Annotated in this window: 28 protein-coding genes; 15 read left to right on the top strand and 13 right to left on the bottom strand. The window is 63.0% G+C overall.

Annotated features, from left to right (window positions below; genetic code table 11):
* Positions 1-244 precede the first annotated feature (244 nt).
* On the bottom strand, positions 245-2,290 hold the full coding sequence (gene flhA, locus ACQZF9_RS05980) for a flagellar biosynthesis protein FlhA (RefSeq protein ID WP_428313378.1): 2,046 nt from the start codon (positions 2,288-2,290) through the stop codon (positions 245-247).
* Between the two features lie 236 nt (positions 2,291-2,526).
* Between flhA and ACQZF9_RS05975 the strand changes: the two genes are divergently transcribed.
* The 11 genes from ACQZF9_RS05975 to ACQZF9_RS05925 all read left to right on the top strand — a co-directional run bounded on the left by ACQZF9_RS05975 (position 2,527) and on the right by ACQZF9_RS05925 (position 11,208).
* The gene (locus tag ACQZF9_RS05975) at positions 2,527-2,868 is read left to right on the top strand and encodes a hypothetical protein (RefSeq protein ID WP_428312341.1); all 342 of its coding nucleotides are present in this window, start codon (positions 2,527-2,529) and stop codon (positions 2,866-2,868) included.
* Positions 2,869-2,977: 109 nt separating this feature from the next.
* Positions 2,978-3,478, top strand: a complete 501-nt coding sequence (locus ACQZF9_RS05970) for a hypothetical protein (protein ID WP_428312340.1) — start codon at positions 2,978-2,980, stop codon at positions 3,476-3,478.
* A 143-nt stretch (positions 3,479-3,621) separates the two neighbouring features.
* Positions 3,622-5,154: a transposase gene (locus ACQZF9_RS05965; RefSeq protein WP_428312339.1), complete on the top strand. Its 1,533-nt coding sequence runs from the start codon at positions 3,622-3,624 to the stop codon at positions 5,152-5,154.
* Between the two features lie 174 nt (positions 5,155-5,328).
* Positions 5,329-5,874 (top strand): restriction endonuclease, encoded by a 546-nt coding sequence (locus ACQZF9_RS05960; RefSeq protein WP_428312338.1) that lies wholly within the window; start codon positions 5,329-5,331, stop codon positions 5,872-5,874.
* Positions 5,875-5,941: 67 nt separating this feature from the next.
* Positions 5,942-6,244, top strand: coding sequence for a DUF3658 domain-containing protein (locus ACQZF9_RS05955; protein WP_428312337.1), 303 nt, complete (start codon positions 5,942-5,944; stop codon positions 6,242-6,244).
* Positions 6,241-6,387: a hypothetical protein gene (locus ACQZF9_RS05950; RefSeq protein WP_428312336.1), complete on the top strand. Its 147-nt coding sequence runs from the start codon at positions 6,241-6,243 to the stop codon at positions 6,385-6,387. Before ACQZF9_RS05955 ends, ACQZF9_RS05950 begins: the two co-directional genes overlap by 4 nt.
* A 67-nt stretch (positions 6,388-6,454) precedes the next feature.
* Positions 6,455-7,987 carry a transposase gene (locus ACQZF9_RS05945; protein ID WP_428312335.1) on the top strand — a complete coding sequence of 511 codons (1,533 nt, stop codon included), beginning with the start codon at positions 6,455-6,457 and terminating at the stop codon, positions 7,985-7,987.
* A 170-nt stretch (positions 7,988-8,157) separates the two neighbouring features.
* Positions 8,158-8,547 (top strand): hypothetical protein, encoded by a 390-nt coding sequence (locus ACQZF9_RS05940; protein ID WP_428312334.1) that lies wholly within the window; start codon positions 8,158-8,160, stop codon positions 8,545-8,547.
* A 57-nt stretch (positions 8,548-8,604) separates the two neighbouring features.
* Positions 8,605-8,970 carry a hypothetical protein gene (locus tag ACQZF9_RS05935; protein ID WP_428312333.1) on the top strand — a complete coding sequence of 122 codons (366 nt, stop codon included), beginning with the start codon at positions 8,605-8,607 and terminating at the stop codon, positions 8,968-8,970.
* 137 nt (positions 8,971-9,107) lie between these two features.
* On the top strand, positions 9,108-10,640 hold the full coding sequence (locus ACQZF9_RS05930; protein WP_428309586.1) for a transposase: 1,533 nt from the start codon (positions 9,108-9,110) through the stop codon (positions 10,638-10,640).
* Between the two features lie 208 nt (positions 10,641-10,848).
* Complete coding sequence (locus ACQZF9_RS05925) at positions 10,849-11,208, top strand: hypothetical protein (RefSeq protein ID WP_428312332.1); 360 nt, start codon at positions 10,849-10,851, stop codon at positions 11,206-11,208.
* Positions 11,209-11,452: 244 nt separating this feature from the next.
* Here the strand turns inward: ACQZF9_RS05925 and ACQZF9_RS05920 are convergent, their stop codons facing one another.
* Complete coding sequence (locus ACQZF9_RS05920; protein ID WP_428312331.1) at positions 11,453-11,737, bottom strand: BrnA antitoxin family protein; 285 nt, start codon at positions 11,735-11,737, stop codon at positions 11,453-11,455.
* Positions 11,697-11,969 (bottom strand): BrnT family toxin, encoded by a 273-nt coding sequence (locus ACQZF9_RS05915; RefSeq protein WP_428312330.1) that lies wholly within the window; start codon positions 11,967-11,969, stop codon positions 11,697-11,699. The genes ACQZF9_RS05920 and ACQZF9_RS05915 overlap by 41 nt, the downstream gene beginning before the upstream one ends.
* Before the next feature lie 524 nt (positions 11,970-12,493).
* Here ACQZF9_RS05915 and ACQZF9_RS05910 point away from each other — a divergent pair.
* The gene (locus ACQZF9_RS05910) at positions 12,494-12,913 is read left to right on the top strand and encodes a hypothetical protein (RefSeq protein WP_428312329.1); all 420 of its coding nucleotides are present in this window, start codon (positions 12,494-12,496) and stop codon (positions 12,911-12,913) included.
* Here ACQZF9_RS05910 and ACQZF9_RS05905 read toward each other — a convergent pair.
* Together ACQZF9_RS05905 and ACQZF9_RS05900 are read right to left on the bottom strand one after the other, a co-directional pair.
* Positions 12,904-15,108 (bottom strand): TonB-dependent receptor, encoded by a 2,205-nt coding sequence (locus ACQZF9_RS05905; RefSeq protein WP_428312328.1) that lies wholly within the window; start codon positions 15,106-15,108, stop codon positions 12,904-12,906. The two genes, ACQZF9_RS05910 and ACQZF9_RS05905, sit on opposite strands and share 10 nt — an antisense overlap.
* 73 nt (positions 15,109-15,181) lie before the next feature.
* Positions 15,182-16,858 carry an alpha/beta hydrolase-fold protein gene (locus tag ACQZF9_RS05900; RefSeq protein WP_428312327.1) on the bottom strand — a complete coding sequence of 559 codons (1,677 nt, stop codon included), beginning with the start codon at positions 16,856-16,858 and terminating at the stop codon, positions 15,182-15,184.
* A gap of 111 nt (positions 16,859-16,969) precedes the next feature.
* Here ACQZF9_RS05900 and ACQZF9_RS05895 point away from each other — a divergent pair, with 111 nt between their 5' ends.
* From ACQZF9_RS05895 to ACQZF9_RS05885, 3 genes are all read left to right on the top strand, one after another.
* Entirely contained in the window at positions 16,970-17,617 is a 648-nt protein-coding gene (locus ACQZF9_RS05895; RefSeq protein WP_428312326.1) for a TetR/AcrR family transcriptional regulator, read from the top strand.
* A 54-nt stretch (positions 17,618-17,671) separates the two neighbouring features.
* Complete coding sequence (locus tag ACQZF9_RS05890) at positions 17,672-18,037, top strand: bleomycin resistance protein (protein ID WP_428312325.1); 366 nt, start codon at positions 17,672-17,674, stop codon at positions 18,035-18,037.
* Between the two features lie 96 nt (positions 18,038-18,133).
* Positions 18,134-18,586 (top strand): oxidoreductase, encoded by a 453-nt coding sequence (locus ACQZF9_RS05885; RefSeq protein ID WP_428312324.1) that lies wholly within the window; start codon positions 18,134-18,136, stop codon positions 18,584-18,586.
* Between the two features lie 104 nt (positions 18,587-18,690).
* Here the strand turns inward: ACQZF9_RS05885 and ACQZF9_RS05880 are convergent, their stop codons facing one another.
* From ACQZF9_RS05880 to ACQZF9_RS05845, 8 genes are all read right to left on the bottom strand, one after another.
* Positions 18,691-19,644, bottom strand: coding sequence for a spermidine synthase (locus ACQZF9_RS05880; RefSeq protein ID WP_428312323.1), 954 nt, complete (start codon positions 19,642-19,644; stop codon positions 18,691-18,693).
* Between the two features lie 190 nt (positions 19,645-19,834).
* Positions 19,835-20,059: a helix-turn-helix transcriptional regulator gene (locus ACQZF9_RS05875; RefSeq protein WP_428312322.1), complete on the bottom strand. Its 225-nt coding sequence runs from the start codon at positions 20,057-20,059 to the stop codon at positions 19,835-19,837.
* A 4-nt stretch (positions 20,060-20,063) separates the two neighbouring features.
* A complete protein-coding gene (locus ACQZF9_RS05870; protein ID WP_428312321.1) occupies positions 20,064-20,489 on the bottom strand; it encodes a hypothetical protein in 426 nt (141 codons plus the stop codon).
* Between the two features lie 104 nt (positions 20,490-20,593).
* Positions 20,594-21,130: a PilZ domain-containing protein gene (locus ACQZF9_RS05865; protein ID WP_428312320.1), complete on the bottom strand. Its 537-nt coding sequence runs from the start codon at positions 21,128-21,130 to the stop codon at positions 20,594-20,596.
* 52 nt (positions 21,131-21,182) lie between these two features.
* Positions 21,183-21,581, bottom strand: coding sequence for a flagellar export chaperone FliS (gene fliS, locus ACQZF9_RS05860; protein WP_428312319.1), 399 nt, complete (start codon positions 21,579-21,581; stop codon positions 21,183-21,185).
* 118 nt (positions 21,582-21,699) lie between these two features.
* Complete coding sequence (gene fliD, locus ACQZF9_RS05855; RefSeq protein WP_428312318.1) at positions 21,700-23,034, bottom strand: flagellar filament capping protein FliD; 1,335 nt, start codon at positions 23,032-23,034, stop codon at positions 21,700-21,702.
* Between the two features lie 29 nt (positions 23,035-23,063).
* The gene (locus tag ACQZF9_RS05850; RefSeq protein WP_428312317.1) at positions 23,064-23,453 is read right to left on the bottom strand and encodes a flagellar protein FlaG; all 390 of its coding nucleotides are present in this window, start codon (positions 23,451-23,453) and stop codon (positions 23,064-23,066) included.
* 101 nt (positions 23,454-23,554) lie between these two features.
* Positions 23,555-24,703: a flagellin gene (locus tag ACQZF9_RS05845; RefSeq protein ID WP_428312316.1), complete on the bottom strand. Its 1,149-nt coding sequence runs from the start codon at positions 24,701-24,703 to the stop codon at positions 23,555-23,557.
* Between the last annotated feature and the right edge of the window lie 37 nt (positions 24,704-24,740).

The following is a 24,740-nucleotide window of genomic DNA, read 5'->3' as shown; positions in this document are numbered from 1 at the left end:
ACGGTGTTTTGCGCAGGTTTTTCGTCACCCGACGCAAGCCGTCACCGGCTTTTGCAGCAAGGCGTCAACAAACCGGCGAGGCATGAAAAAGGCCGGCGCTGAGGCCGGCCTGTCGTTGCCCTCTCCCTCCGGGAGAGGGTGGCCCGAAGGGCCGGGTGAGGGACTCGAAGATTGCACCACGCTGCAACGCCCTCACCCGGCGCTACGCACCGGCCTCTCCCGAAGGGAGAGGCAAGCAAAAGACTCAGCCCATCGCGCCAAGCAAGCGCACGCGCTTGGTTTCCGGCACCTCGTTGTAGGCCAGCACATGCAGGTCCGGCACCGTCTGGCGGACGAAACGCGCCAGCAGCGGCCGCAGCGGGCCCGGCACCAGCAGCACCGCCGGCTGGCCGATCGCGGCCTGGCGCTGCACGCCGTCGGCGATCGACTGCTGCATGCGTTCGGCCAGGCCCGGCTCCAGCGCGACACTGCCGGTGGCGAGGCTGTCCTGCAGCACGCGCTCCAGCGCCGGCGCCAGCGTGTACGCCGGCAGCTCGGCGTCCATGCCGTTGATGTCCTGCACGATCTGGCGGCCGAGCGCGACGCGCACCGCCGAGGCCAGCACCACCGGGTCCTGCGACTTGGGCGCGACTTCGGCGAGCGCTTCGGCGATCGAGCGGAACGCGCGGATCGGCACGCGATCGGCGAGTAGGCTCTTCAGCACCTTGACGAAGATCGCCATGCTCATCGCCTTCGGCACCAGGTCTTCGCTGAGCTTGGGCGAGGTCTTGGCGAGATTCGCGAGCAGCGCCTGCGCCTCGTCGTGGCCGAACAGTTCGGCGGCGTGGCTGCCGACCAAGTGCGACAGATGCGTGGCGATCACCGTCGCCGGATCGACCACCGTATAACCCAGCGACTGCGCGTGATCGCGGCCGCCGCGTTCGATCCAGGTCGCGTCCAGGCCGAAGGTCGGGTCCTTGCCGGCGATGCCGACGACGGGGCCGAGCGCTCGGCCGGAATCCAGTGCCATGAACTTGTCGGCGTGCACCGAGCCGGTGGCCAAAGGCACGCCGTTGAGCGTCACGCGGTAGCCGTTGGGTGCCAGTTCGAGGTTGTCGCGGATGTGCACCGGCGCGATCAGAAAGCCCAGGTCCTGCGTGAGTTTCTTGCGCACGCCCTTGATCCGCGCCATCAGCTCGCCGCCCTGCTTGGCGTCGACCAGCGGGATCAGCCGGTAGCCGACCTCCAGGCCCAGCGAATCTTCGGCGGCGACGTCTTCCCAGGTGAGCTCGGCCGGCTTGTTCGGCGCGGCCGGCGGCGGCGCGGCTTCGGCGGCGGCGGCCATCGAATCGGCGCGGCCCTTGCTCATGCGCCAGGCCAGATAGGCGCAGCCGGCCGACAGGCCCAGGAACACGAAATTGGGCATGCCGGGGATCATGCCGAGCAGACCCATGACCACCGCGGCGATGCCCAGCGCACGCGCCTGGCCGAAGATCTGGCCGGCGAGCTGCTTGCTCATGTCCTGGCTCTTGGACATGCGCGTCACCAGCATCGCCACCGCCGTGCTCAGCAGCAGCGACGGCACCTGCGCGACCAGGCCGTCGCCGATCGCCAGCAGCGTGTAATTCTTGGCGGCCTCGCCGATCGCCATGCCGTGCTCCAGCGTGCCGATCAGCAGGCCGCCGATGATGTTGATGCCCAGCACCAGCAGGCCGGCGACGGCGTCGCCGCGCACGAACTTGGACGCGCCATCCATGGAGCCGTAGAAGTCGGCCTCCTCGCGAACCTCGTCGCGACGCGCCTTGGCTTCGTCGCGCGTCAACAAACCGGCGTTCATGTCGGCGTCGATCGCCATCTGTTTGCCGGGCAGAGCGTCAAGAACAAATCGCGCGCTGACCTCGGAGACACGCTCGGCGCCCTTGGTGACGACGACGAAGTTGATGATGGTCAGGATCATGAAGACGATGAAACCGACCGTGTAATGCCCGCCGATGACGAAGTTGCCGAAGGCCTCGATCACCTTGCCGGCCGCGTGCGTGCCCTCGTGGCCGTGCAGCAGCACGACGCGCGTCGAGGCCACGTTCAGCGCCAGGCGCAGCAGCGTCGCCATCAGCAGCACCGTCGGGAACGACGAGAACTCCATCGGCCGCAGCACGTAGATCACCGCGAGCACGATGACGATCGACAGCGCCAGGTTGAAGGTGAACAGCAGATCGAGGATGAACAGTGGCAGCGGCACCACCATCATCGCCAGGATCGCCAGCAACACGATGGGCGCACCCAGGCCACTGGAGGCCCCGGCACGGAACATTTGGAAGACGGAGGGTTTGTTGTTCACGCCCGGCTCTTACAAGCCGTGTTCCAGGGGCGGCGCCTTTCACTATCCAGCAGCGCCTGTTGCCCCTCTCCCGCGTGCGGGAGAGGGTGGCGCGAAGCGCCGGGAGAGGGCTCGCTCCCGCACAAGCGCTCCGTGCGCCGATTCACAACGCCCGCCCCCAGCGCACGGCAAGTTCTCCGCCATCCCCTGACGCCGGCAAATGTAAGCCCATGAAAACCCGCCTGACCCTGCGCCCCGGCGACAACGGCACCAAGAAGCTGCTGGCCAAATACGGCGAGCGCTTGCTGGCGGTGCGCTACCGCTACGACCCGGACAGCCACCGCCGGTTCAAGACCGTCGAGCTGGTGGAAGAAGAACTGCCGTGGGACCCCGGCCCGCCCGCCACGATGAAAGCCAGCCAGGCCGTGCTGGTCCGCATCGACTACGCCGAGACCGAACTCCGGCAACAGGCAAAGGCCGCGGGTGCCCTCTGGCAGCAACAGCGAAAGCTATGGCAGATGAGCTACGCTTCGGCGAGGGCGCTGGGACTCGAAGGCCGCATCGTCAGCTAACCCGCACATCTATATACCCGTCACCGGAGTACCAGCATATGCAGATAGGAATCTATCCGGGTGGCGAATATATTGTTCCAACTAATTGGCGTTGGGCCCAAGAGAACAGATGAGCGATATCAGCGAACGCGCACTGGATAGCGAAGAACTCTCTGAGTTCACGAGCTTCAATCGGATGGGACTTCAACTGTTGGGGCTTCCAGAGGCCGTCGAGCCAAAGGACCTCGTCAAAGCCATCGACGTTTATGTCGACGCGTGGCAAAACAAACGTCGCGGGCTACTCGCCAAGTTAATGCCCAAGACGCAAGACCCCGTTGAGGTTGCTCTAGCCCTCGGCATCGTCTGGGGCAACCAAATTGTCAAAGCATTTGGCTGGTCGTGGGTCTGTGTGGTTTCAGAGGGCTCCGAGCGTTATGCCGTAGTTTCAGCAGACCGCTCTCTTGCTATCTATGCAACTTACTTCATCAAAGAGTGCTTAGATCACACAACAGCGGATTGCACCGTCATGCTTGCATTCAACATGCAGGCCGCGGGAACGTTATCAGAGGAGTCTCCATATGCTTACGCCAGCGTTATGCGTAGCGTTCGCCGCATCGTTCCCAAGCGCTAGGCCCAACAATGCGCTCCAGGCGACGTATTTGCCTTCGCTTCGCTACGGCAAATCCGCGCCTGAGCTAGAGCGTTGAGGCTGTAGAAAAACCCTAAATCTGGCACACATCCCGCTGCTTCTTTCGCGACGAAAGGAGAGCGGAGATGGCACGCTACAAGCCGGTTGATCAACACCTCTCGAAGCTGCTGCCGGTGAGCTTTGCCGAGCAGATTGTTCCCGGCACTTTCGAGTACGCGCTGAACTGGCTGGTCGATCACGAGATCGATCTGACGGTCTTCGATGCGCGTTACTGCAACGATGAGGTCGGCGCAGCGGCGTATCACCCGGGTGTGCTGTTGAAGATCGTATTGTTCGGCTACGCCCGCGGCCTGACATCGAGCCGCGACATCGAGCGGGCCTGCCGCGAGAACGTGGTGTTCATGGCGCTGTCGGGCGACACACAGCCGCACTTCACGACCATCGCCTCATTCGTGGCGAAGCTGCCGGGCGAGATCACCTCCGTGTTCCGCAACGTGCTGCTGGTGTGTGACGAACAGGGGCTGATCGGCAAAGCGTTGTTTGCCGTCGATGGTTGCAAGCTGCCGTCGAACGCCTCTCGCAGCCTGAGCGGCACGCGGGCCGACATGGCGAAGAAAATCGAAAAGATCGACCGTGCCATCGCGCACATGCTCGACACGCATCGCCGCCAGGATGCCGGCCAGAACACCGACACGCTGACCCAGCGCGAACAGCAGCAGATCGAAACCCTGACGCGCAACAGCAACAAGCTGCGTGAGTGGCTGGCGACTCATCCGGAGAAGACCAATCGCAAGGGTGAACCGCTGAAGTCGAACATCACCGACAACGACTCGGCGACGATGAAGACCAGTCACGGCGTCGTGCAGGGCTATACCGGCGTCGCCGCCGTCGATGCCAAGGCACAGGTCATCGTGCAGGCCAGTGCCTTCGGAATCGGCCAGGAGAATGGACTATTGCCGGAGGTGCTGCAGGCGCTGCGCAGCGACTTCAGCGCGATCGGGAGCGCTGATCCCCTGGCGGATGCGACGGTGCTGACCGACTCCGGCTATCACTCCGAAGCCACGCTGCAGCGATTGGCCGACGATCAGGTCGACGCGCTGATCGCCGATACCGGCTTCCGTTCACGCGATCCGCGTTTCGCGGAAGCCTGGCAGCACAAGCCGATCGAGAAGCAGCGCCAGCCCGGCGAGCATCGATCGAAGTGGTTTGGTCGAGCCGATTTTATCTATGACGCCAATCGGCAGACTTGCATCTGTCCGAATGGAAAGCTGCTGAAACTGAGCACTGCGAACGCGGTGATCAAGGGGCGCCGTGGCGTCAACTTCGAGGGCACGCGTGCGATGTGTCAGGCCTGTCCGCTGAAGGCGAAGTGCATGCGCAAGCCAGACGTGAGTCCGTATCGCCAGATCACCTTCTTCGATGGCAGCAAGGTGAAGGAGATTCATCCGCAGACCAAGGCAATGCGCGCTCGGATCGACACTCGCGAGGGACGGCTGCTCTATAGCCGTCGGCTCGGCATCGTCGAGCCGGTCTTCGGCAACCTGCACACCAAGGGCCTGCGACGATTCACACTTCGATCCCGACGCAAGGTGGATGCGCAATGGAAACTCTTCGCCATCGTCCACAACGTCGAGAAGCTCAGAGGCAAAGCGCCTTGAATGGCTCTTGGAAAGCCTGCCGACTCGCAGTATCGTCAGCACAGACCCTCCACACCCCAGGCGACGGCTCGTGACGCTGCAGCGTTTTCTATCCACGAACAGCTCAGGCAGTCGTCGGCTTGCACAGCCGAGACGGTCACGGCTGTTTTTCTACAGCCTCGTTAGGGCTCAAAAATGCCTTTCATTAAGGAACCGCTGTCGATATCACCGCGCGAGTTCGAACTGGCGGTAAAAGGCATCCTCGACGCCTCTGGAGCTTCCATTCCAAGCTATGAGTCGAGTCACCTTGAACCAGTTATCGGTTTCGGCGGCGAGTACATCATCGATGTGGTCGCTAGGTTCAGAGCTTTGGGCGCTGACTTTGTTGTTCTCATTGAGTGCAAGCATCACAAGCGGAAGGTTGAGCGCCAAGATGTGCAGGTTCTACACTCCAAAGTATCCTCAACAGGGGCACATAAGGGCATGTTGTTCTCGGTGTCGGGATTTCAATCTGGCGCCATTGAGTACGCGGATGCCCACGGTATAGCGCTTATACAACTAGCCGCCGGTAGCAGTTCTTGGTTTACCAAGAGCGCTGGTCCTGAAACACCGCCGCCGCCATTCGCCAATATTCCTGAGTATGTTGGCTGGTGGCACCATGACACGCATATGAGCTTGGTGTCCGAACGATTCGGTGAGTACACATTGAAAGCGCTTGGGCTTGCGAGCAATGAGCCCTAACCAGGCGCTCAACGCGACGGGCCATAAAGCCGGCCCGCGCGTTAGCTACGTGCGTTGGACCTGAAAAATGGAAAGCGACTCACAACCTGATCGGCCACTCTCGACCGAAGAGAAAGAGAGAGTAGCTGCTTTAAGCTCGGAGCAAGTCGCCAGCATCGATGCGGAGCTGATGGTCCATGCTTCGCCCATGTGGCGAAAGGTCGCTTATCTGGTGGGCATGAGCATGTCCACCCAAAAAGATCGCGTTCGCGGCATTCCCGATCTCTACTATGCGGAGCGCGTAAGAATCCTGGTAGGTAAAGGCACACTTGAGGCAACGGGCAACTTGGAGTCCATGCGGTGGAGTGAAGTGAGGCGAGGCAAAGCATGATCAAACCAAGCAACAGCATGAGAAACAGCAGCAAAGAAGCGGCGCTTGCTTTCCATGCTTGGCTCTTCATCAACCAGAGCGCGGTCCAACTAGGCGCTGCACCGGAAGTCGGCTACGCCGCCTCCGGTGAGCTGGGGCGTTGAGGCTGTAGAAAAACGCTAAATCTGGCACATATTCCGCTGTTTCTTTTGCAACGAAAGGAGAGCGGAAATGGCGCGCTACAAGCCGGTTGATCAACATCTCTCGAAGATGCTGCCAGTGAATTTTGCCGAGCAGATTGTCCCCGGCACCTTCGAGTACGCGCTGAACTGGTTAGTCGAAAACCAGATCGATCTCTCTGTCTTCGATGCGCGCTACTGCAACGATGAAGTCGGCGCCGCGGCGTATCACCCAGGCGTGCTGCTGAAGATCGTGTTGTTCGGCTATGCCCGAGGTCTGACATCGAGCCGCGACATCGAGCGGGCCTGCCGCGAGAACGTCGTCTTCATGGCATTGTCAGGCGACACGCAGCCACACTTCACGACGATCGCCGCGTTTGTGTCGAAGCTGCCGGGTGAGATCACGTCGGTGTTCCGCAACGTGCTGCTGGTTTGCGACGAACAAGGACTTATCGGCAAGGAGTTGTTTGCCGTCGATGGGTGCAAGCTTCCGTCGAATGCTTCCCGCAGCTTGAGCGGCACGCGGGCCGACATGGCCAGGAAGATCGACAAAATCGACCGCGCCATCGCCCACATGCTCGATACACACCGTCGCCAGGACGCCGGCCAGAACACCGACACGCTGACCCAGCGTGAACAGCAGCAGATCGAAACCCTGACGCGCAACAGCAACAAGCTGCGCGAATGGCTGGCGACCCATCCGGAGAAGACCAATCGCAAGGGTGAGCCGCTGAAGTCGAACATCACCGACAACGACTCGGCCACGATGAAAACCAGTCACGGTGTCGTGCAGGGCTATACCGGCGTCGCCGCCGTCGATGCCAAGGCACAGGTCATCGTGCAGGCCAGTGCCTTCGGAATCGGCCAGGAGAACGGACTATTGCCGGATGTGCTGCAGGCGCTGCGCAGCGACTTCAGCGCGATCGGGAGCGCTGATCCCCTGGCGGATGCGACGGTGCTGACCGACTCCGGCTATCACTCCGAAGCCACGCTGCAGCGACTGGCCGACGATCAGGTCGACGCGCTGATCGCCGATACCGGCTTCCGGTCACGCGATCCGCGTTTCGCGGAAGCCTGGCAGCACAAGCCGATCGAGAAACAGCGCAAGCCCGGCGAGCATCGATCGAAGTGGTTTGGTCGAGCCGATTTTATCTATGACGCCAATCGGCGGACTTGCATCTGTCCGAATGGAAAGCAGCTCAAACTGAAGACGGTCAATATCGTGATCAGGGGCCGTCGCGGTGTCGGCTTCGAAGGCACGCGCGCGATGTGCCAGGCCTGCTCTCTAAAAGCGAAGTGCATGCGCAAGCCGGATGTGAGCCCATGTCGTCAGATCACCTTCTTCGACGGCAGCAAGGTGACGGAGACGCACCCGCAGACCAAGGCGATGAAGGCCCGAATCGACACGCGTGAAGGCCGGCTGCTGTACAGCCGTCGGCTCGGCATCGTCGAGCCGGTCTTCGGCAACCTGCACACCAAGGGCCTACGGCGATTCACACTTCGATCCCGGCGCAAGGTGGATGCGCAATGGAAACTCTTTGCCATCGTCCACAACGTCGAGAAGCTCAGAGGCAAAGCGCCTTGAACGGCACTTGGAAAGCCTGCCAACTCGCAGTATCGTCAGCACAGACCTCCCACACCCCAGGCGACGGCTCGTGACGCTGCAGCGCTTTCTATCCACGAACAGCTCAGGCAAATCGTCGGCTTGCTCAGTCGAGGCGGTCTCGGCTGTTTTTCTACAGCCTCGTTAGCCCTATGAAAGACGTAGGCATCGAGCTGGCCCAAGAAGTCGCCGCAATACTGGAAGGCGGTTTAATAATTACGTTCTGGCACAAAGAATACTGTGGCGTTGGTCTTCGCTTCCACGAAGGCATCTATATTTACGATGAATCTATGGACTCAACAATTGGCACCGATCAAGAGCTTGTGTCGTGGGGTTGGAAACCATCGGTCCAGAGGCGTACTTTCTCAACGCGTCAACTGTTTGTATCTTGGCTCGCGCGTCAATCGAATGAATCATTGTCAGGTGCGGAGCTTGAAAACTGGCTCAAGAATAATCAGCGACTAACCGTCGAGAGGTTGAAAAAGGCCGTGAAGTTCGCTCGCAACAACCCCACCACTCGTTGGAATGAGTATGCGGGCTAACACGGCGTTCAACGCGACGGCCCGTAAACGGGCCGCGCGTTAACTATGCGTTAGCGCATGGAAACGGCAATTCGCTTCTTGGCTGCAGCGGAACTCATAGTGCTGATGCTGCCGCCGGTTCAAGCCTTGGTTACCGTTTGGTGGTGGGGAGGTTCCCCCAAGGCCATCGTCATATTCGGTGCCATTGGCACACTGAGCATCTTCGCGTTCTGGGTGGCATTCGCACTCATCGCATTGCTCGTCATGTATTGGGCATTTCCTGCCGGCGGGTACTTGATCACCCGCGCGGAGAACGCATCTTCCAATAAAGGGCATCCTTATCTCGTCGGTCTAGTGTTGCTTGCTTGCTATGTGGCCGTAAATTTTTCTGTTCTTCTGGCTTCAAGAAAATGGATCCGTCAGTGGGTGGGCAGTGAGCGCTAACCAGAGCTTCAACCCGACGTCCACGCCTCCGCTGCGCTCCGGCGCGGCCGCGGGTTAAGCTCGGCGTTGAGGCTGTAGAAAAACCCTAAATCTGGCACACATCCCGCTGCGTCTTTCGCGACGAAAGGAGAGCGGAAATGGCACGCTACAAGCCGGTTGATCAACACCTCTCGAAGCTGCTGCCGGTGAGCTTTGCCGAGCAGATTGTTCCCGGCACTTTCGAGTACGCGCTGAACTGGCTGGTCGATCACGAGATCGATCTGACGGTCTTCGATGCGCGTTACTGCAACGATGAGGTCGGCGCCGCGGCGTATCACCCGGGTGTGCTGTTGAAGATCGTGTTGTTCGGCTATGCCCGCGGGCTGACATCGAGCCGCGACATCGAGCGGGCCTGTCGCGAGAACGTGGTCTTCATGGCGCTGTCAGGCGACACACAGCCGCACTTCACGACCATCGCCTCCTTCGTGGCGAAGCTGCCGGACGAGATCACCTCGGTGTTCCGCAACGTGCTGCTGGTGTGTGACGAGCAGGGCCTGATCGGCAAAGCGTTGTTTGCCGTCGATGGTTGCAAGCTTCCGTCGAACGCCTCTCGCAGCCTGAGCGGCACGCGGGCCGACATGGCGAAGAAAATCGAAAAGATCGACCGTGCCATCGCGCACATGCTCGACACGCATCGCCGCCAGGATGCCGGCCAGAACACCGACACGCTGACCCAGCGCGAACAGCAGCAGATCGAAACCCTGACGCGCAACAGCAACAAGCTGCGTGAGTGGCTGGCGACTCATCCGGAGAAGACCAATCGCAAGGGTGAACCGCTGAAGTCGAACATCACCGACAACGACTCGGCGACGATGAAGACCAGTCACGGCGTCGTGCAGGGCTATACCGGCGTCGCCGCCGTCGATGCCAAGGCACAGGTCATCGTGCAGGCCAGTGCCTTCGGAATCGGCCAGGAGAATGGACTATTGCCGGAGGTGCTGCAGGCGCTGCGCAGCGACTTCAGCGCGATCGGGAGCGCTGATCCCCTGGCGGATGCGACGGTGCTGACCGACTCCGGCTATCACTCCGAAGCCACGCTGCAGCGACTGGCCGACGATCAGGTCGACGCGCTGATCGCCGATACCGGCTTCCGGTCACGCGATCCGCGTTTCGCGGAAGCCTGGCAGCACAAGCCGATCGAGAAACAGCGCCAGCCCGGCGAGCATCGATCGAAGTGGTTTGGTCGAGCCGATTTTATCTATGACGCCAATCGGCAGACTTGCATCTGTCCGAATGGAAAGCAGCTCAAACTGAAGACGGTCAATATCGTGATCAGGGGCCGTCGCGGTGTCGGCTTCGAAGGCACGCGCGCGATGTGCCAGGCCTGCTCTTTAAAAGCGAAGTGCATGCGCAAGCCGGATGTGAGTCCGTGTCGTCAGATCACCTTCTTCGACGGCAGCAAAGTGAAAGAGACGCACCCGCAGACCAAGGCGATGAAGGCCCGAATCGATACGCGTGAAGGCCGGCTGCTGTACAGCCGTCGGCTCGGCATCGTCGAGCCGGTCTTCGGCAACCTGCACACCAAGGGCCTACGTCGATTCACACTTCGATCCAGGCGCAAGGTGGATGCGCAATGGAAACTCTTCGCCATCGTCCACAACGTCGAGAAGCTCAGAGGCAAAGCGCCTTGAATGGCTCTTGGAAAGCCTGCCAACTCGCAGTATCGTCAGCACAGACCCTCCACACCCCAGGCGACGGCTCGTGACGCTGCAGCGTTTTCTATCCACGAACAGCTCAGGCAAGTCGTCGGCTTGCACAGCCGAGTCGGTCTCGGCTGTTTTTCTACAGCCTCGTTAGGCGTCACAAATGCCTCATACCGTCTATTGCTGGCGCTGCCGCATGGAAATTCCGATGCTCACGGAAGAAGAGTGGGCGCAGATGTCGCCGCACTTAACGGGTGCCATTGAGCAGATCAAGCGGTATCGCGAAGAAAATAATTCCTCACTAGCAGAAGCCAACTCAAAAGGCTTTGGTCGAGAGGCTTTGCGTGTGTACGCTGAGCTTACGGGCTTCCAAGAGACAAATGCCAATGCACTCTTTCATCATCGCCTCAGCTTGTATGGTCCGCCTTGCCGTAGCTGCGGCAAGCCACTGCGCACTCCCATTGCCTCGTACTGCCCAATGTGCGGGACAGAGCGTGTCGCGATCGACAGCACAAATGAAGAGCCATACGGAGGGCCCGCGAATGGCGACGCCTAACCCTTCCTTCAAGCGGACCCGCCTGCGGCGGTCCGCTTAAGTCAAACGTTGAGGCTGTACAAAAATGAAATCGGGCACTGAAAATCGAGCGAAAAACCAAGCCGGCGCGAGTTCTGATCGGCTCGTTGAAGTCGAGTACGCCGGAATTTAACGTAGGGTATTGGCGTATAGGTTTCCGCTTTTCTGGCAGTTCGGGCGCGCACTCGAACGTTTTTTTACAGCCCCGTTGGGCCTAAAAAGCACCTCAGACGGTCGCGTCCCGATATGCCTTTAGCACTGCATTCATTCGCGTCTGCCAGCCGGCACCGAGTCCGCGATACCAAGCGAGCACATCAGCATCAAGGCGCAGCGCAATCTGCACTTTGCGCTCGTCTTCGGCTTTCGACGGGCGTCCGCGCTTGGCCCGCAGTTCGGCTACGCCACGGTGAGCTGTCGCGCTATCCCAGTACGACAGGACGGCAGCTTTGTCCTTTGCGTCATAAGGCACGTCAGCCTGGGGGGTACGCTCGAAAGTACGCTTTTTGCTCATGGGGTTCTGCCTCTCTGCATGAAATCATTCGGGGCCCGTCATCTCGGTCGGTCCATACCAGCAGTACAACCCGCCCCCTCAACCAGCCCAAGCTCACCAGGCGTTGCTCGCCGTACTCTTCGCGAGTGTCTTCACGGGTGAGCATCGGCTCGTCGAAAACGGGTTCACACTCAGCCAAGTCAATTTCGTGCTTGCGCTGGTTCTTCTTCCGCTTGGCGGGATCGTAAGCCATGCCATTTATCGTATATGCGTTTATTCTGGCAGACAACTCTTGTAATGGCCAGCGCAGGCCTAACCAGGCGCTGAGCCCGACGTATCTGCCTCCGCCTGCTGCGGCAAATCCGCGGCTGAAGCTTGGCGTTGAGGCTGTACAAAAAAATGAAATCGGGCACTGAAAATCAGGCGAGAAACCAGGCCTGCGCGAGTTCCGATCGGCTCGTTGAAGTCGAGCGCGCCAGAATTGATGTAAGCGTATGGGCTTCGGCTTTTCTGTCAGTTCGGGCGGGCGCTCGAACGTTTTTCTAAAAGCCGGCCAGAGCTGGAAGCGATGCGAACGCCTGCGTTCAGAGGAAAACTCAGCTGCACGACAGCTGCCTTGATCGGGTGCGTTGCTCTTGCATGGACCATCTGGGAAACGGAGACAGCCGTGCCGTCAGCTTTTTTTTGCAGCCTGCCTACTTCGCCACCGGTGAGCTAATCGGTAGCCCTCGCAGGGCACCGCCCCCCCGTCAACGACAAAATTCAGAGGCCAAGCTTTTGGAATATGCAGTCGGAGCCGTCATCGCCCTGGTCGTCGGGCTGTTCGCCACCTTGGTTGGCTTCGACAAGGACCGGGCCTTTTACCCGACGGTGATGGTCGTCATCGCCTCCTATTACGCGTTGTTCGCCGTCGTCGGAGGCTCCATCCACTCGCTGTTGCTTGAGTCCGCCGTTATGGCGGTATTCCTTGGCTTGTCCGTGGCTGGTTTCAAAGGCTCGCTGTGGCTCGTGGTTGCGGCGTTGTTCCTGCACGGGATTTTCGATTTCGCGCATGGCGCCTTCATCTCGAATCCGGGTGTGCCCGGCTGGTGGCCGGCCTTCTGTCTTTCTTACGATGGGGTCGCCGCAGGCTACCTTGCCTGGCGGCTCACACGATCGAAGGTTCTGGCGACATCCCGGCCTGCGGATCAGAAGTAGAAGCCGAGCCGCGCACCGACGCGGCGGCCGTCGCCGACGATGCCGAGGTTGTTGGCCACGCCCGGGATCAGGGCGATGGGGCCCAGCGCGTCTTGGAGCAGGGACTTGTCGATGTAGGTCTGGAAGTAGTCCTCGTCGGTCAGGTTGCTGCCGTAGATCGCGAACTCCCAGTTCGCCGCGCGATACGTCAGCGAGGCATTGAGCAGCTGATAGGCCTGCAGCCGCGGGATCGAATCCGGATCGGTGGTGCTGCCGTTGCGCTTGCCCTTGTAGGTCAGGCCGATGTCCGCAACCAGGCGGTTGCCGAACAGCTCCCACCAGTAGCTGGTGCTGGTGTAGCCGCTCCAGTCGGGCAGGAACAGGATGCGGTTGGACGGCAGCGGCTTGCCGACCACCTCCTCGTAGCCCGAGCCATCGGTGACGCGCGCGTGGATGTACGACCCGCCCAGCGTCGCCGACCACCGCTTGGTCAGGCGCGCATTCATGGCGGCTTCGACGCCCGGGCTGCTCACCTTGCCGGTGTTGAGGTTGATGGCGATCACGCCGACCCCGCCGGGCCCCGGGGCGAGCGCGTTCTGGCCGATGTAATTGTCGTAGTCGTTGTAGAACGCGGCAGCGTCGAGCACCAGGCGCTGATCGAACAGCGCCAGCTTGGTGCCGATCTCGTAAGTCCACACCGAGTCACCGACGTAGGTGGGGTTGGGCGCGCCCGGCGGATTGGCGCCGCCGCCGCGGAATCCGCGCGAGATCGAGGCGTAGGTCATCACCTCGCCCGTCCACTTCTTGCTCAGCGTGACTCTCGGCTCCCACTCCGTGGCCTTGATCTGGCCCTCGATGTCGCCGGTCGCGACGACCTTCTGGTAGTCGTAGCGCATGCCGGCGGTGGCCTCGATGGTCTCGCTGAGGTTCCAGAACGCGGTGCCGTAGACGGCGAACACCTCGGTCTGGTTGCGCGCGTCGGCCGCCACCGGCACCGGCACGCCCGGAATCAGCGAGACGTTGCTGACGCCGACGCCCTGGTAGACGTTGCGGTTGGCGAACACGCCGAACAGCGATGACCAGGTATCGCTCCAGGCGGTGTCGAAGCGCACTTCCGCGGTTCGGGTGCGGAACGTGGTGTCGAGTGACGCGGTGCGGAACAGGTCCACCGGGCCGAAGTCGCCATCGCCGGACTGCTCGCCGTCGCGCGTGTCGTAGGCGGTGATCAGGGTCATGGTGGTGTTGATGGGCTTAACGTCGACCTCGCTCTTGAGGCTGGCGCCGGCGTATTCCAGGGTGGCCAGGCTCCGCTCGTTGGTCCTCACCTCACGCGTGTAGTCGCGCGGGCCGTCGACGATCGAATACGGCACGTTGCCGCCAGACACGCGGTTGAAGTAGGCGTTGAGGGTGAAGCGCGCGATCTCGGCGGGCTCGTAGCCGAGCGAGCCGTTCACCGTCTCCTGCTTGAGCGGGTTGGCGTAGCCGCCGGCCAGGGTGTTGACCAGGAATCCATCCTGCTTTTGATACGCCGCTCCCAGGCGGCCGCGCAGCACGCCTTCGACCAGCGGGCCGCTCACACTCAGGGCGTAGTTCTGGTAGTGATCGCCGTCGGCGCCGGCGGCGCTGAGCTTGCCGGCGAATTCATCGGTCGGCTGCTTGGTCAGGATGTTGATCGCGCCGCCCAGCGTGTTCTGCCCGAACAGCGTGCCCTGCGGACCCCGCAGCACCTCGATGCGCTCCACGTCCACCAGCGGGCTGTTGAGGTACGAGGTGTTCGGCACGTAGACGCCGTCGATGAAGATGCCCACACCCGGCTGGACCGAGTCGATCAGCGTGGTGCCGACGCCGCGGATGTCGATGAAGGAGCGCGACACCGAGTCCGAGGTGATGTTGAGGCTGGGCACGATCGCGGCGATGTCCTTGGCCTGCGTGATCTGCTTTTCTTCCAGCGTCTGGCCGCTGATGGCGCTCACCGACACCGGCACGTCCTGCAGGCGCTCCTCGCGCTTGCGCGCGGTCACGACCACCTCCTGCAAGGGCTCGTCGGGCGTCTCTTGGGCAGGCACTGCCTCGGGCTCGCGCGGCGGCAGCGGGATGGTGTCGTAGCTCGCGACCGCCTCGGGCGATTGGGGTGATGCGGGCGCAGCGTCCTCGGCGCGGGCGGCAGGCAGCAGCGCGCCGGCCAGCAGAGCGGAAATCAGCAGAACTTGTTTCATCGTTGAATTCTCCTTGCGAATACGGGTGACCTGGCACTGCCGGTCACCTCTCGGTTGTGTCAGCGGACAGCGGTCATCCAGCGCGCTCGTCGCGCGGGTAGAGCGTGAGCAGGGCATTGGCGCAGGCGAGCGGGAACACGCTCGAGTGCGTCTCGTCGGCGAAGCAGGCCGTGCTGACCTTGATCGCCGGGTTCAGCGCCACGCGCGCGGCGAATGCCTCGGTGTTCGGGATACCGGCACAGAGGTTGAAGGCGTTGGTTTTCTCCGCCTCGCCCAGCACCGCCACGAGTTGCGAGGGCGGGATCTGCGGATCGCGCCAGTCCTGCTGCAGCAGCCAGTCGCCGCTGATGGCAACGCCCGGGCTGATCGAGGCATAGCGGCGAAACGGCGAGTGCGGCTGGCGCAGCGCGTAGCCGGTGAAGGTGCCCGCGGCCGAGTGGCCGAGCAGGCCCAGGCGCTCCGGGTCCACCGGCAGCTTGAGAGCGAGCGCGGGCAGCAGATCCTGGGTGATGAAGTCGAAGAATGCCGGCGCCCTGCCGAGGCGCTCGGCTGCCTCGCGCCCGCGCATCGCGTACAGCGCACGGAAGACGCGGCCTAGCGAATCCTGCAAGCGGTAGGTGCCGAGCGGTGGCGAGAGTTCCTCGAAGCGCCGGTAGCCGAATGCGACATGGCCCTCGGCGCGCGGCGTGCCGATGCCGACCACGATCAGATCCTGCACCTGCCCTGCCCGCGCCAGGCGCGCGGCGGTCTCGGCGACGGTGGCGAACTCGATATTGGCGTCCAGTGCCACCAGCAGCGGGTAGCGGCGCGAACCATCGGTGACCAGTTCCGGCGGCAGCGAGATGAACACCTCGAAGTCGCGCTCCATGCGTTCGGCTCGCCACAGGTAGCGAGTGTCCACGCGCGGCGCCGGCGCCGGGGCGAAGCGCCGAAGCAACGGGACCAGCAACTCCAGCGTGCGCACCAGCAAGGGCTGGCCCAGCACGGTGATGCCCTGGGCGTATTCCTTGCCGGTGGGCAGCGCCTTGAACAGGCCAAAAGCGAGCGCCGGCACAACGGCGCCAGCGGCGGACACGCTGTCGAAACCCTGGACGTTCACCCGTAGCGAGCTCCCGAACGCCCGGCCAATGCGCTCGGCCAGGTCGAGCGGTGCGGCGCCGGCGCCGGACAGAGACAGGCTGCGTTTTGCCGTGCTGCGGGCCTGCGCGGGCGTGGTGTCCAGCAGGGTTCGGGCAAAGACGCCATCCGGATTGCCGACGATGTAGTGGTCGATGCCCGGCGGTGACTGCATCAGCAGCAGCAAGGCGGCGCGGCCCTCCAGCGCGGTGTCGCTGAGAGCGACCGCGCCATCTGCCACGCGGTAGCGCTGGCGCAGCGCGGGCAGCAGGGTGTCGGCCAGGAAGCGCGCGAACGCGGGCACGTCCAGGCGGTCGGCCTGTTCGACGCGCAGGCCCACCACCAGGCTGTCGCGCACCTCGCCGGTGTCGGTCATCAGGCGGGCGATCTCGATGGCCGAGCCGATGGCGCCGTCGGCGTCCAGCGTCAGGACCAGGGGGAAGCTCCGGCGCGGTTTGCGTGCATAGGCGGCGGGCATGGCCACCAGGCAGCGCCGGCCCGCGACCATCACCGCCTCGGTGCGGTCGAGACGCAACACCGCTTCATCAGCGTAGACCACGCCCGCCGGCAGCGTCGGTCGTGCAAGCGCAGAGGCTTCGGGGGACTGCAGCGTTCGGGCGGCGGCGGCGTGCATGGGGTCTCGGCTCGGTGTTTTATAGTTATACCGTACATATATACGTGATGTATATATGTGGTCACTGTACACTGACGGCGAACCCGGGCAATAGTAGGAAGGAACCTCACGATGAAGGCCGGCGCAAAATCTGCAAAACCCCGCTCGCCGCGCCTGTCGCGCGAGGCGCAGCGCGAGCTCAAGACCGAGGCGATCCTGGAAGGCGCCTGGGTCACCTTCTGCAAGAAGGGCTACGAGTCTCTGACCTTGGACGAGGTAGCGGAATACGCCGGGGTCTCACGCATGCCGGTGTACTGGCTGTTCGGCGACAAGCAGAACCTGTTCTTCGAACTGTGGAAGAAAGTCATCGCCGATCTGCTGCAGCAGATCGGGGCCCGCATGACGTCCGGTGCGCCGTTGCGCCGTAACCTGGAGACGCTGGCCCGGCTCACGGCCGAGGGCCAGGCTCCGGACAAGCCTCGCTACGCCGAGGGTCTGTTCTTCGTGGTCCAGACCATTGCCTTGAGCCGGCCGGATATCGAGGAGAAGCTGTTGCAGGTCTCAAATGAAGTGGTGGAGCGGTTTGCCGGATTCGTGCGCGACTCGGTGCTGGAAGAAGGCCAGCAGCTGCGCGGCCCCGCCACCACCGTGGCGGCGCACCTCGTGGCGCAGATCAACGGCCTGTCGACGGTTCAGTTCCAGACCCACCGTCAATTTGTGAAAGCGCGTGATCTGATGGAAATATTCACCGCCATCGCGCTCAAAAGCCCGGCCGGCTGAGCTGACGCTGGTCCGCACACCGTCACCGATCGTGAACCACACAGCAGTGTCGACATGAGCACCACCCGGTTCATCTCCGCAACGCCGGTTCTGGCCTCGCTCGACATCGAACGAAGTGCGGAGTTCTTCGCCTCGAAGCTGGGTTTCGGCAAAGTACATGTCGCCCAGGGTGAGTACGGCATCGTCTCCAACGGGCCCGTAGAAATTCACTTCTGGGCCTGCACGCAGCGGCGCATTGCAGAGGCAACGAGCTGCAGGATTGAAGTCCAGGCAATCGAAGCCCTACATACCCAATGCGCGAGCCACGGCATCGTGCATGCGAATGCGCCGTTGACGAGCAAGCCATGGGGAACCAAGGAGTTCGCGATCCTCGACCCCGATGGAAACCTGGTGACGTTCTATGAAAACACCGACGCCTGAGGTTTCCATACAGAGGGGTGTGCGAAGACTCGCGCCTTTGGACCGTTGGGCCGTACGACTCAAGCAACGAGGATGAACTGCGCCGAGGAAGTCCAGATGCCGGAACAAAGCCTATACGAGCTGCTCGGCGGCGCCGCTGCGGTGTTGAAGCTGGCTCACGCATGGCACGAGCGCGTGCTGGCCGACGAGATCGTGGCGCATGCCTTCAGCCACGGATTTCATCCGCAGCACACCGAGCGGCTGGCCGCCTATTGGGCCGAGGCCTGGGGCGGCCCTTCTACCTACAGCCAGCAGTATGGCTCCGAGTCATCCGTCGTTCGAATGCACAGCGGTCACGGGCCACACGAGGAGATGGATCGACGCGCTATCCGTTGCTTCGACAGCGCGATGAGCGATGTCGCAATTGAAGACCTCGCGCTGCGACGCGCACTGCACGACTACTTTGCGTGGGCCACGACGGCGAGCATGGCTGGCTATCCGCGATCCGCCGACGATGTGCCGGACAAGCTGCGCATTCCCCGCTGGTCGTTGAACGGGCCGATGGAGTGAACGCCGACGGTCGGGTCAGCCAAGATCAGGGAGCACTGCGCCCCGGCAAGCACTTCCGGCCCGGCATCCATCGAGAGCGCGGCGCCAAGGAACGCAGCGGGGGCTCAGCCGACGCCGTCGCGCTTCCAGCTGCGCTTGAGCCTGCGGGCGAGTGACACGAACTCGATCTGCGTGCGTGATTCCAGGATCTCGGCGCGGCGTTTGATGCCGTCCCAGTCCGGGTCGAAGTCGGGCTCGTTGAACGCGAACAGCAGCTGGTTGCCGCCTTTGACTTTCAGGCTCAGGCAATGGCCGTCGAAGGCGCGCGACACCATGCGCTGCATCAGCTCCACGCGATCCTCGATGCCGATCAGGTTGATAACGGCGACGCCGCGCGGGCTCAGGCGCTCGCGCAGCTGGCGGTAGAACGCCGGCTTGCAGAACGCCGGCGCAACGCCCTTGGCGTCGCAGGCGTCGATCAGCACCACGTCGGCGAACTCGTCGGTGGTGGCGAAATACTCGACCGCGTCGGCACGCAACAGCAGGTTGCGACGGTCCGGCGGCGGCAGCTCGAACATCTCGCACAGCGCGATCACGTGCTCGTCGATCTCGATGGTGGTGATGCGCGCACGCGGCAGTTGCTTGTAGCAATAGCGCGTCAGCGAGCCGCCGCCGAGGCCGACGACGACGACATGCCGCGGGCTCGGCGCGAACAGCAGGAAGGCCATCATGCTCTGCGTGTACGCGAACAGCAGCTCGTCGGGCTGCTTGATCGTCATCGCGCTCTGCACGTAGCGCAGGTCGAAATGCAGCCGCCGGGTTTCGCCGTCGTCGACGACGAAGGGCTTGGTATAGGTTTTTTCGCGAAAGCTTTCGAGCAATGAACCCAGATCCACGTCGGAGGATTCGAGCACACGGATCACGCCGTTCTCGCCGAAGTACTCGCCGGGAATCTCGAACCAGTCCTTGTGTCTGCCGGCGGATTTGCGCCGCGCGCGCGGCACCGGCGCGGTAGCCTCGGCTTCGGCGGCAGCCGGCTTCCTGTTGGCGATGAGTTTTTTGACCACGGCGGGGATCATGCGATTTCGGCGCGAAGCATAGCAGCGCGGCATCTTCAGGTTGGCTTGGTGCAAGGGCGGTCCGCTCCCTCGATACGCGGGCAAGCCCGCTACTCGGGACGAACGGAGGGTCGTGGACAACGAAATCGCGACAAAAAGCCCGTTCCTCCCGAGTAGCCGCTTGCGGCGTATCGAGGGACGCAGCCGCGGGTCAGGGCTTGCGGTACTGGAAGACCTGCTCCAGCGGCTGGCCGAACGCCGCCGCGATACGAAACGCCAGCTCCAGCGACGGCGCGTACTTGTCGCCCTCCAGCGCGATGATGGTCTGGCGCGTGACGCCGACCTGGTCGGCGAGTTGCTGCTGGGTGAGTTCGCCGTTCTCGAAGCGCAGGCGACGGATCTGGTTGCGGATGGTCGGGGCTTTGGGCGCGGCCATCAGCTCAGCTGCCGAGCCGGTAGCCGACGACGCGCGTCGCGAACTTGGCGGCTTCGGCGGCGCAGAAACACAGCAGCAGCAACTCGGTTTTCAATGCCAGCGCCAGCGACGCCGGCCACCAGAACATCGGCGTGAAGATCACCACGGCCAGCGAGATCAGCAGCAGGTGGTAGGCGTAGCGGAACGAGCGTGATTCGATCGCGACATCGCGCTCGTCCTTGGGCTCGCGCCGCGCCTTGGCCGCCGTCAGCATCGCGTAGAAGCCATTCACCAGCACGCTCAAGGCGACCGCGCCGATGAACACCGGCAAGGTACCCGTGGTCTCGTAGCGGCCGTCGGCGACCAGGTGAAAAACGTAGACGAAGTACGCGCCCCAGACGAACACCGTGTCGAGCAGACACATCCAGGCGGCTTTTTCGCGGAACGACATGGCGGGTACTCGCAATCGCCGGATTCGGCAGCGAGCTGAATGTACGTTTTACATTACATCACGTCAACTTCAGCAGACATCGATACGACGCGTGCCGATCCGCGTCAGATGCGTCTTGCCGCCGCCACCGCGCGCCGGTGCTGCTGGAACACGTAGCGCTCCAGCGACAGCTGTGCGGCTTCGTTGGTGGACAGGAAATGTGCTTCGGCCTCCGTGGCATCGCCGGCCAGCATCCGCGCCGGCCAGCGCAGCGGCTGCAGCACGATCGGGTGCAGATGCAGCTCGATCCAGCCCTGCCCGCCTTCTGCAGCAGTGTCGGCATCGCGCGGCCAGCGCAGGCCGCTCCACGACAGGCGCAGCGGCTTGCGCGGCGGCCGATCAAGAAAGCGCGGCGCGAGTTCGGCGAGCGCCGACAGCAGCAGGTCGAGCTTGGCATGCAGGCGCTGGATCTCGACGTCCTGCGGCGTCGGCTGGTCGATGGTCGCGCCGCGCTCTTCGAACTGCGCGATCTGCGCCAGCACGCGCTGGTTCATTTCGGCGGCGTGTTCGAGTTCCGCGGCATTGAAGTCGCCGGCCACCGGCAACCAGCGGATCGGCGCCTCCACGCGATAACTCAGCGTGGCATCGCTTGTGTCGGACATCGCGTGGTGCTCCTGGGCCGGGGCCGTCATTGTAGGCGCGATGCCGGCGTGCTCAGTGCGCCGGGCCGATCTGGTCCCAGCCGCTCTTGATGGTCATCACCAGGCCGGAGACCTCGGCCAGTGCATCGGCGTCGTTGACGGCGTTGGCCTGGGTCATGCGGCGCAGCATGTAATCGTAGAGCGCGTCGAGACGCTCGGCGAGACTGCCGCCGGCCTTGTGATCCAGCACCACGCGCAGATGCTCGATGATCTGCATCGCGCCATTGATCGAGCGCAGCTTGGTGACGACGTCGTGGCGCGCGATCGCCGCGCGTGCGATGGCCAGGCGTTCGAGCACGCCGTCGTAGAGCATCGAGATCAGGCGGTGCGGGCTGGCCTCGTCGGCGATCGAAGCCGAAGCGGTGTCGTTGTAGTAGCGCATGCGCGCCGCCGATGCGTAGGAAGAAGCCATTTCGATGGACCTGGTGGTGCGTCGTTGATGACTTAAACATCGGCGCAAAGCGGCAAAACTGTAGGGTTTTTCTACGCGTTTCGTATCGCTTTGAATCAGCCTCGCGATGCGCGACGGCTCAGCTGTTGGACTTCTGGTTGTAGCGCTCGTTGTCCATCTGGTCCAGATACGAAGCCACGTTCTTGTACTTGCTGACGATGGAATCCAGCGAGTTGAACTGGCTGCGGTACAGGTCTTCCTTCTTGGTCATTTTCTCGTCGAGCGCGGTGCGGTCGTCGGCGATCTTGGTGATGGTCTTGTCCAGCGCGTCGAGCCGCGATGCGATCGGGCCGCTGGTATCCAGATAGCCCTGCACGGTCTTGTTCATCGTCGTCGCCAGACCGGTGGTGGAACCAAACAGGTTGGCCACCGAATCGGTATCGGTGACCAGGGCATCGGCCAGCGTGACGGCGTTCAGCGTCAGCTTGCCGGTGACATCGGTGGTCACGCCGATCGAGTTCAGCGATCGATAGGTGCCGGTGTCGCTGTTGATGCTGAGCATCGTGCGCATCTGCTGCATCAGCGAGCGCACGCTGGCATCGCCCATCAGCGCGCCGCCGGTTTCGGTGGAGGCGTTGTAGGCGGTCAGCGTCGCGTAAGTGCTTTGCAGCGTGTTGTAGGCGTCGACGAAATTGCTCACGGCACTGGCCGCCGCGCTGTTGTCGTTGCTGACGCTGAGCGTGACCTTGGTGCCGACCGCGGCCGACACCAGGTCGATGCTGACGCCGTCGGTGACGTTGGCGATGTGGTTGTAGGCGCTGGTGCGGGTGTAGCCGTCGACCTTGATCTGCGAATCGGTGGCGCCCTGCAGTTCGCTGAAACTGGTCAGCGAGGTGTTCACGGTGACCGCATTGGCGGTGCCGGTATTGGCGGCGGTCAGCACCATGCGCACGCCGGTGTCGTCGGCGACCAGGTTGGCGCTGACGCCGACATTGTCGGTGGCCTTGTTGATCGCGTCGCGCAGCTGCGACACCGTGGTCGTCGCGGTCGCCGACACGGTGAAGGATTTGCTTCCGACGGTAAACGACATGTCGCCGGCGCCGACCAGCGCGCTGCTGGAGGCAAACGAATCCGAGCCCAGCTTCTGCGCACGCGCCAGCGACAGCACCTCGATCTGCGTGCTGCCCGCATGCGCGGTCTTGGCCGCGGTCGCGGTCAATATGCCGGTCGCCGAACTGCTCACCGAGCGCTTGCTCAGGTCTCCGCCGGAGGTCAGCGCGGTCAGCGCGGTCTGCAGCGTACCCATTGCCGACTGCAGCGAGCCCAGCGCCGAAATCTGCGTATTGGTCTTGGTCTCCAGCGTGGTCAGGCGCGTGTCCTGCACGCTGCGCTCGGAGGAGATCAGCTTGGTGACGAGCGCGTCGACGTCCAGGCCGGAGCCGAGACCGGATGAGGTGATGGTGCTGGTTGCCATGGCGGTCTTTGGGTCCGTTGCGCTCGCGCTCAGGCGGTTTGCCGGAGCAAGGCGGGTTCCTTGAGCTCGTGCTGCAAGGCCTGTGCTAGACGTAGCGCCTCTTCGCTCGGCAGCTGACGGATCAGCGTGCCGTCGCGGGCATCGAGAATGGTGACGACGAGGCGATGGCTCTCGTCGTCGACGTGAAAATGCAGCTCCGCCTTGCGGAGCATGTAGTGTTCGTTGAGCGTATCGGCCGCGGCCTGCAGCGTCTCGCGGTCCGCCGCCGATGGTTCCCTGGCGCCGGATTCCTGGCGCTGCTGCTGTGCGCTGCCGTCGTCGATGGCGCCGACTTTATGTGTCGCCGCCACCGGCGCAACGACGCGCGCCCCGGCATCGACGGGCGTCGATGCCGGGGCGGCGATGGGATTGACGAGCATGGCTGCGCGTCCCTGTTCGGCTGTTCAGAACCAGGTCGGTGACCCGGCGGCGGCGAGAGACCGGGCTGGCCAGCCCCTCGTCGCCGTCGTGTCGTTCGACCTTAGCCCTGCAGCAGCTTCAGCACACCCTGGGCCGAGCTGTTGGCCTGCGACAGCATCGAGATACCAGCCTGCTGCAGCACCTGGGCGCGGCTCAGGTTCGCGGTTTCCTGCGCGAAGTCCGTGTCCTGGATGCGGCTGCGTGAGGCCGACAGGTTCTCCGCCGTGGTGTCAACCGACGAGACCACCGAGCTGAACCGGTTCTGCACCGCGCCGAGGCTGGCACGAGCGGTGTTGACCTGGCCCAGCGCGCTGTCGATCTGCTTGATCGCCAGCTGCGAACCGGCGTAGCTGGACACGTCGAGCGTGGTCAGGCCGGTGGTGTTGGTCGCGGTGGCGGTGACGCCGGTGGCGCCGTCGAAGCCGGTCAGCGTGCCGTCGTCGGTGCCGCCGACAGTGATCGTCGACTCCGAGGTCAGCGTGATCTTGTTGGTCGTGCTGTCGATGTAGGCGTTGACGCCGGTGGTGGTGGAGACGTTGTTGATCGCGTTGACCAGCTGAGCGCCACGCTCGGCCGAGGTGCCTGCAGCGGCCAGTGCGCCGATGTCGGTGCCATTGATGGTCAGCGAACCCGCGGCAGCGGCGGTGCTGGTCAGGGCGGCAACAGCCGAAGACTGCGTGGACGCGGTGCTGACGCTGCTCAGAGCGGCCAGGTTGGCGTCGGCGATGCTGCTGACGGTGATCGTTTCGCCGGCGTTGGCGCCGACCTGGAACACCGCGCCGTTGAAGCTGCCGTCCAGCACCTTGACGCCGTTGAAGGCCGTGGTGTTGGCAACGCGCTCGACTTCCGACTTGAGGCTGGTGACTTCGGTCTGCAGCGCGTCGCGGTCGCTCTGCGAGTTGGTGGCGTTGGAGCTCTGCACGGCCAGTTCGCGGATACGCTGCAGGTTGTTGGTGACTTCCACCAGCGCGCCTTCAGCGGTCTGCGCCAGCGAGATGCCGTCGTTGGCATTGCGCGAGGCCTGGTTCAGACCCTTGATCTGCGAGGTGAAGCGCTGGCTGATCGCCAGGCCCGCGGCGTCGTCCTTGGCGCTGTTGATGCGCAGGCCCGAGGACAGGCGCTGCATCGCCATGTTCAGTGCCGACTGCGAGTTGTTGACGTTGCGCTGTGCATTGAGCGACGCCACGTTGGTGTTGATGGTTTGTGCCATGACTGTGACTCCTTGAGTTAGTGGGTTCCCGGCGTGG

The sequence above is a fragment of the Hydrocarboniphaga sp. genome (assembly GCF_965279055.1).
GTDB lineage: Bacteria > Pseudomonadota > Gammaproteobacteria > Nevskiales > Nevskiaceae > Hydrocarboniphaga.
The sequence above is the reverse complement of the archived record's forward strand: the minus strand, read 5'-3'. Positions and strand labels throughout refer to the sequence as shown.

Bases quoted from the DNA above. Each gene is read 5' to 3' on its own strand.
- flhA (WP_428313378.1), bottom strand. From the start codon at position 2,290: ATGTTCCGTGCCGGGGCCTCCAGTGGCCTGGGTGCGCCCATCGTGTTG.
- ACQZF9_RS05975 (WP_428312341.1), top strand. From the start codon at position 2,527: ATGAAAACCCGCCTGACCCTGCGCCCCGGCGACAACGGCACCAAGAAG.
- ACQZF9_RS05970 (WP_428312340.1), top strand. From the start codon at position 2,978: ATGAGCGATATCAGCGAACGCGCACTGGATAGCGAAGAACTCTCTGAG.
- ACQZF9_RS05965 (WP_428312339.1), top strand. From the start codon at position 3,622: ATGGCACGCTACAAGCCGGTTGATCAACACCTCTCGAAGCTGCTGCCG.
- ACQZF9_RS05960 (WP_428312338.1), top strand. From the start codon at position 5,329: ATGCCTTTCATTAAGGAACCGCTGTCGATATCACCGCGCGAGTTCGAA.
- ACQZF9_RS05955 (WP_428312337.1), top strand. From the start codon at position 5,942: ATGGAAAGCGACTCACAACCTGATCGGCCACTCTCGACCGAAGAGAAA.
- ACQZF9_RS05950 (WP_428312336.1), top strand. From the start codon at position 6,241: ATGATCAAACCAAGCAACAGCATGAGAAACAGCAGCAAAGAAGCGGCG.
- ACQZF9_RS05945 (WP_428312335.1), top strand. From the start codon at position 6,455: ATGGCGCGCTACAAGCCGGTTGATCAACATCTCTCGAAGATGCTGCCA.
- ACQZF9_RS05940 (WP_428312334.1), top strand. From the start codon at position 8,158: ATGAAAGACGTAGGCATCGAGCTGGCCCAAGAAGTCGCCGCAATACTG.
- ACQZF9_RS05935 (WP_428312333.1), top strand. From the start codon at position 8,605: ATGGAAACGGCAATTCGCTTCTTGGCTGCAGCGGAACTCATAGTGCTG.
- ACQZF9_RS05930 (WP_428309586.1), top strand. From the start codon at position 9,108: ATGGCACGCTACAAGCCGGTTGATCAACACCTCTCGAAGCTGCTGCCG.
- ACQZF9_RS05925 (WP_428312332.1), top strand. From the start codon at position 10,849: ATGGAAATTCCGATGCTCACGGAAGAAGAGTGGGCGCAGATGTCGCCG.
- ACQZF9_RS05920 (WP_428312331.1), bottom strand. From the start codon at position 11,737: ATGAGCAAAAAGCGTACTTTCGAGCGTACCCCCCAGGCTGACGTGCCT.
- ACQZF9_RS05915 (WP_428312330.1), bottom strand. From the start codon at position 11,969: ATGGCTTACGATCCCGCCAAGCGGAAGAAGAACCAGCGCAAGCACGAA.
- ACQZF9_RS05905 (WP_428312328.1), bottom strand. From the start codon at position 15,108: ATGAAACAAGTTCTGCTGATTTCCGCTCTGCTGGCCGGCGCGCTGCTG.
- ACQZF9_RS05900 (WP_428312327.1), bottom strand. From the start codon at position 16,858: ATGCACGCCGCCGCCGCCCGAACGCTGCAGTCCCCCGAAGCCTCTGCG.
- ACQZF9_RS05895 (WP_428312326.1), top strand. From the start codon at position 16,970: ATGAAGGCCGGCGCAAAATCTGCAAAACCCCGCTCGCCGCGCCTGTCG.
- ACQZF9_RS05890 (WP_428312325.1), top strand. From the start codon at position 17,672: ATGAGCACCACCCGGTTCATCTCCGCAACGCCGGTTCTGGCCTCGCTC.
- ACQZF9_RS05885 (WP_428312324.1), top strand. From the start codon at position 18,134: ATGCCGGAACAAAGCCTATACGAGCTGCTCGGCGGCGCCGCTGCGGTG.
- ACQZF9_RS05880 (WP_428312323.1), bottom strand. From the start codon at position 19,644: ATGATCCCCGCCGTGGTCAAAAAACTCATCGCCAACAGGAAGCCGGCT.
- ACQZF9_RS05875 (WP_428312322.1), bottom strand. From the start codon at position 20,059: ATGGCCGCGCCCAAAGCCCCGACCATCCGCAACCAGATCCGTCGCCTG.
- ACQZF9_RS05870 (WP_428312321.1), bottom strand. From the start codon at position 20,489: ATGTCGTTCCGCGAAAAAGCCGCCTGGATGTGTCTGCTCGACACGGTG.
- ACQZF9_RS05865 (WP_428312320.1), bottom strand. From the start codon at position 21,130: ATGTCCGACACAAGCGATGCCACGCTGAGTTATCGCGTGGAGGCGCCG.
- fliS (WP_428312319.1), bottom strand. From the start codon at position 21,581: ATGGCTTCTTCCTACGCATCGGCGGCGCGCATGCGCTACTACAACGAC.
- fliD (WP_428312318.1), bottom strand. From the start codon at position 23,034: ATGGCAACCAGCACCATCACCTCATCCGGTCTCGGCTCCGGCCTGGAC.
- ACQZF9_RS05850 (WP_428312317.1), bottom strand. From the start codon at position 23,453: ATGCTCGTCAATCCCATCGCCGCCCCGGCATCGACGCCCGTCGATGCC.
- ACQZF9_RS05845 (WP_428312316.1), bottom strand. From the start codon at position 24,703: ATGGCACAAACCATCAACACCAACGTGGCGTCGCTCAATGCACAGCGC.